General features: G+C 65.0%; 5 protein-coding genes. 1 reads left to right on the forward strand and 4 read right to left on the reverse strand.

The genetic code is table 11. From position 1 onward, the window contains the following. The first annotated feature begins 88 nt into the window (after nucleotides 1-88). The gene (locus tag JNK68_16305) at nucleotides 89-1,624 is read left to right on the forward strand and encodes a 2-isopropylmalate synthase (protein ID MBL8541906.1); all 1,536 of its coding nucleotides are present in this window, start codon (nucleotides 89-91) and stop codon (nucleotides 1,622-1,624) included. Nucleotides 1,625-1,717: 93 nt separating this feature from the next. On the opposite strand, the gene JNK68_16310 is transcribed toward JNK68_16305, so the two are convergent. The 4 genes from JNK68_16310 to JNK68_16325 form a co-directional block, all read right to left on the reverse strand. Then, complete coding sequence (locus JNK68_16310; GenBank protein MBL8541907.1) at nucleotides 1,718-2,044, reverse strand: hypothetical protein; 327 nt, start codon at nucleotides 2,042-2,044, stop codon at nucleotides 1,718-1,720. Between the two features lie 199 nt (nucleotides 2,045-2,243). Continuing rightward, on the reverse strand, nucleotides 2,244-3,023 hold the full coding sequence (locus JNK68_16315) for a (5-formylfuran-3-yl)methyl phosphate synthase (protein MBL8541908.1): 780 nt from the start codon (nucleotides 3,021-3,023) through the stop codon (nucleotides 2,244-2,246). Continuing rightward, the gene (locus JNK68_16320; GenBank protein ID MBL8541909.1) at nucleotides 2,957-3,538 is read right to left on the reverse strand and encodes a DUF447 family protein; all 582 of its coding nucleotides are present in this window, start codon (nucleotides 3,536-3,538) and stop codon (nucleotides 2,957-2,959) included. The genes JNK68_16315 and JNK68_16320 overlap by 67 nt, the downstream gene beginning before the upstream one ends. 2 nt (nucleotides 3,539-3,540) lie before the next feature. Then, nucleotides 3,541-4,189, reverse strand: a 649-nt coding sequence (locus tag JNK68_16325) for a dihydropteroate synthase (protein ID MBL8541910.1), incomplete at its 5' end; no start/stop codon positions are given.

Genomic DNA, 4,189 nt, shown 5'->3' on the forward strand with positions numbered 1-4,189 from the left:
AGCGCAGTCGGCCCTTCGAACAATCATTCCGTCCGCGTGTGCCGGCAGCGTGCCCCTCGCGAAGACGGGGCCCAAGCGGAGTGCAGTCATGACCGACAGAGTGATCATTTTCGATACCACGTTGCGCGACGGCGAGCAGAGTCCGGGCGCATCCATGACGCGGGAAGAGAAGGTGCGCATTGCGCGCCAGCTCGAACGCATGCGGGTGGACGTGATCGAGGCCGGTTTCCCGGCCGCGAGTCCGGGGGATTTCGAGGCGGTGAAGGCGGTTGCCGACCATATCAAGGACAGCACGGTGTGCGCCCTTGCTCGCGCCACCCAGTCCGACATTCTGCGTGCGTCCGAAGCGCTCAAGGGGGCGGCATCCGGGCGGATCCACACGTTCATCGCAACTTCTCCCATCCACATGGAGAAGAAGCTGCGCATGGAGCCTTCCCAGGTGCTCGAGCACGCGGTCGAGGCCGTCCGCTTTGCTCGCCAGTTCACGGACAACGTGGAGTTTTCGCCGGAGGATGCCGGGCGCTCCGACGTGGAATTCCTCTGCCGGGTGCTGGAGGCGGTGATCGATGCCGGTGCCACCACCCTCAACATTCCCGACACCGTCGGCTACGCGATCCCGGATCAGTTCGGTGAGCTCATCCGCACGCTGCGCACGCGGATCCCGAATTCCGACAAGGCGGTATTCTCGGTCCACTGTCACAACGACCTCGGGCTTGCCGTGGCGAACTCGCTCTCGGCCGTGCGCAACGGTGCGCGGCAGGTGGAATGCACGATCAACGGGCTCGGCGAGCGTGCCGGCAACGCCGCGCTCGAGGAAATCGTCATGGCCATCCGTACGCGCATCGACATCTATGGTTGCGACACCAACGTCGATACGACACAGATCGTACCGGCGAGCCGCCTCGTGGCCGGTGTTACGGGATTTGCCGTGCAGCCGAACAAGGCCATCGTCGGGGCCAACGCCTTCGCCCACGAATCCGGGATTCACCAGGACGGCGTGATCAAGCACCGCGAAACCTATGAAATCATGCGGGCCGAGGACGTCGGCTGGCGCGAGAACCGGCTCGTGCTCGGCAAGCATTCGGGCCGTAATGCCTTCAAGAAGCGTCTTGCCGAGATCGGCGTGGATCTCGATTCCGAGGATGCCGTGAACATCGCCTTCAGCAAGTTCAAGGAGCTTGCGGACAAGAAGCACGACATTTTCGACGAGGACTTGCACGCGCTGGTTTCCGACGAGGCGGTAACACCCGAGCAGGAGCACTACCGGCTGCTTTCGATGGCGGTCCACAGCGAGACCGGTGAGACGCCGTTTGCGCGGGTGATCATCGCCGAAGGCGGCGCGGAGCGCCGGGCGGAAGCAGAGGGCAGCGGTCCCGTCGATGCCTCGTTCAAGGCAATCGAGTCGATGGTGCACAGCGGTGCCCAGCTCCAGCTGTTTTCCGTCAACAACATCACGAGCGGGACGGACGCGCAGGGAGAGGTCACCGTGCGGCTCTTCAAGGAAGGACGCATCGTGAATGGGCAGGGAGCGGACACGGACATCGTGGTCGCGTCCGCCAAAGCCTACCTCTCAGCCCTCAACAAACTGCACAGCAAGCTGGAGCGGGCGCATCCACAACTTTAGATGAAAAGCGGGGGAGGCGTCCGCGCTCTGGCGGGCGCCTCTTCAACGAGCCAGCAGGAACGCTGGCCGATACCAGGGAAAGGAGAAAGGTGGTTACGCCGGGCGTGTGGCGCGGGCCCAGGCGAGCCAAAGGTTCAGGAAGATGCGGGCCTGGCATTCCGCCCACGTCTGCATGTAGGACGTTGGAAACATCCAGTCTGCTTGCCCCGCATTTTCGCGGTTTCCAACTCGCCGGTACTGCCGGCCCTTCTCTCTTAACTTACGCCGCAACTCGCGCACGATGCGCCCTGCGACGTCCGCACCCTCTGTACCCTGGGCGTCGGCTTCGCTGGCAACATCACGCCAGATTTCACGGGCTTCCGGGAACGGCACCCCGGCCTTCTTGGCTAGCCAAGGCAGGACTTTCGGTTCTTGAAACATGATGCTTTGCTCCTTTTCCCCTGTCCGGCAACGAAGTACGTTTGCTCAATCGGATATGACTCTGCTGACACGTTGGACCGGCTCGGCGGGGTTTTGTTGCAACGCACAAAAAGAAGTATACCGATGATGTTGCCGGATGGCAACGCCGAGGTCGAAAGTACTCGCGATGAGTTCGGAAAATCGATTCGCCTTGATTGAGCTAACTCACTGAACGGGTGCCGGAAAGGGAAATCCCGATCAGCTCGCGCTGAAGCGAAAGCAAAATCTCGTCCAGACATCGCGGGTCGAGTCCGTCGACACGGTTGTTGCGCTTGCACACCGCACCGCGAAAACCCAGGTAGGAGGCACCCAGCGGGTGCAATGTCGCGATGTCCTCGCGCCGCAGAGATCCCGCCAGTCCGGCGAGCAGGCCCTCGCGCCGCGCCGCAGCGACGAAGCTCGAGAGAAACGGCAGCGATGCCTGTGACGTGAGCGCTCCGCCGGCCTTGTCGGCCGTATCGAGCATGACGCCGACGAACCCGGCGCCGGCAATCCGCGGTATCAACTCGAGGTCGGGGTCGCGGTCCGCGAACAGCACGGCGATCAGCGGCTGTCGACGGGCGATCGGCACCAGTGGCGGCAGGCAGGCAGGGCGATCCGGACCCGGCAGCAGCCCGATCTTGACCATGTCGACGCCGGTCGCCGCGATCTCCTGTACGGCGGCCACGATCAATCGGGGATCCGGCGGCAGATCGCCCACCGTCGCGCTGACCGGCCGGGCGCCCGCGACGGTTGCCACGATCTCGCGGATGGCATCCATAGGCAGCGCGCCCAGCGCGCCGTGGGCGGGCTCCTTCGCGTCGATCAGGTCCGCACCGTGAGCCACCGCGACCGCGGCTTCCGCCGCCGAGCGCACGCTGATCAGGGCTCGCGTCACCGCCTTGGTCTCCCTGCGTCGGCGCTGCGATGCGCGGCGATCCGCGCCGTGAGCCAGTCCCATGCTTCCCGCTCTGCGGCCCCGGCGGTCTTCGAGATCGCAATCGCGAGGTACTCGACTTCCGCATCCACCTTCTCCGGCGGCAGCATGTCGAGCCGGCTCACCAGGATGGCCGCCTCGAGAACCGCCGCTTGCGCGCGATTGAAGCCGCGAAAGGGCGCGTGCGCAGTGAACGCCACACTCCGGCACCACAGGCGTGGGCGCACGGGGTCGTCCTCAACCCGCGCCAGCGCCAGCTCGCGGTGCGCGAGCGCTACTTCCAGGCGGCGACCTGCGATCGCCTCGACGGGCAGCGTCGGCCATTCGCGGCGACCGGTGAGGCATCCTGCAAAAACACGTACGTCGTCGGTGTAGTTGACCACCGCGCCGCCCGTCGCGAGGACGTTCTCCAGCGTGGTGGAGGGGCGGAAGGGCTGCAGCAGTATGCCGTCTTCCTCCTCGCGGATGCCCATCGGCGCAATGTGCACCTCTCCCGCAGGCGATACCGTCGTGACGATCACTTCCCAGATCGCGGGCATGTTCAGGACTTCCGCAAAGCGTGGGAAAGGGTCGGGCCGGCGGCCTTGAATTCATCGAGCCGCTCCGCCTGCCGGCGCACCGCGACACCCCATGCCAGCGGTTCGTCCTGGCTGTAGCGCTTGCCGAGCTCCCATGCGGTCTGGGCGTTGGCGAGCTCGACGCCGAGGTAGAACGCATGTCCGGCGTCGCCTTCCACTTTCAGATGCGGGTAGAGATCGAACGCGCCAGTCGCCGTGAAATGGCCGTCGCGGTTGTAGACATGAATCCCGGCCTCGCTCACGTGAATGCGATAACTCGGGTCCTTGACGGCTCGGGCGAGCTCGGCAATCTCCGCGGCGCTGTCGGGAAAGGGCTTGCGCTCGTGCGTCGTCGTGAGTCCGCGGTCGTAACCCTTCGGCAGGCTCGACTCCTCCCGCGCCGCGAGCATGATGCGACGCGCGAGATCGGCTTCGCGCACGGCTGTTCGCGCATGGGGACTCACCTCGGTGGCGAGAACCGCATTCAGCCGCAGCTCGGAAGCGATGCCGAACAGCAGGGCGTTGACGCCCGTTGTGTCGGCCTCGGTCAGTTCGGTGAGATTGCCGATGCCCATCATGATGGGCACGTCCGGGAAGCGTCGGCGCAGTTCAGCGTAGCGCAGGATCGATTCG

This window comes from Betaproteobacteria bacterium, from assembly GCA_016791345.1.
Lineage (GTDB): Bacteria > Pseudomonadota > Gammaproteobacteria > Burkholderiales > JAEUMW01 > JAEUMW01.

Bases quoted from the DNA above. Each gene is read 5' to 3' on its own strand.
- JNK68_16305 (MBL8541906.1), top strand. From the start codon at position 89: ATGACCGACAGAGTGATCATTTTCGATACCACGTTGCGCGACGGCGAG.
- JNK68_16310 (MBL8541907.1), bottom strand. From the start codon at position 2,044: ATGTTTCAAGAACCGAAAGTCCTGCCTTGGCTAGCCAAGAAGGCCGGG.
- JNK68_16315 (MBL8541908.1), bottom strand. From the start codon at position 3,023: ATGGGACTGGCTCACGGCGCGGATCGCCGCGCATCGCAGCGCCGACGC.
- JNK68_16320 (MBL8541909.1), bottom strand. From the start codon at position 3,538: ATGCCCGCGATCTGGGAAGTGATCGTCACGACGGTATCGCCTGCGGGA.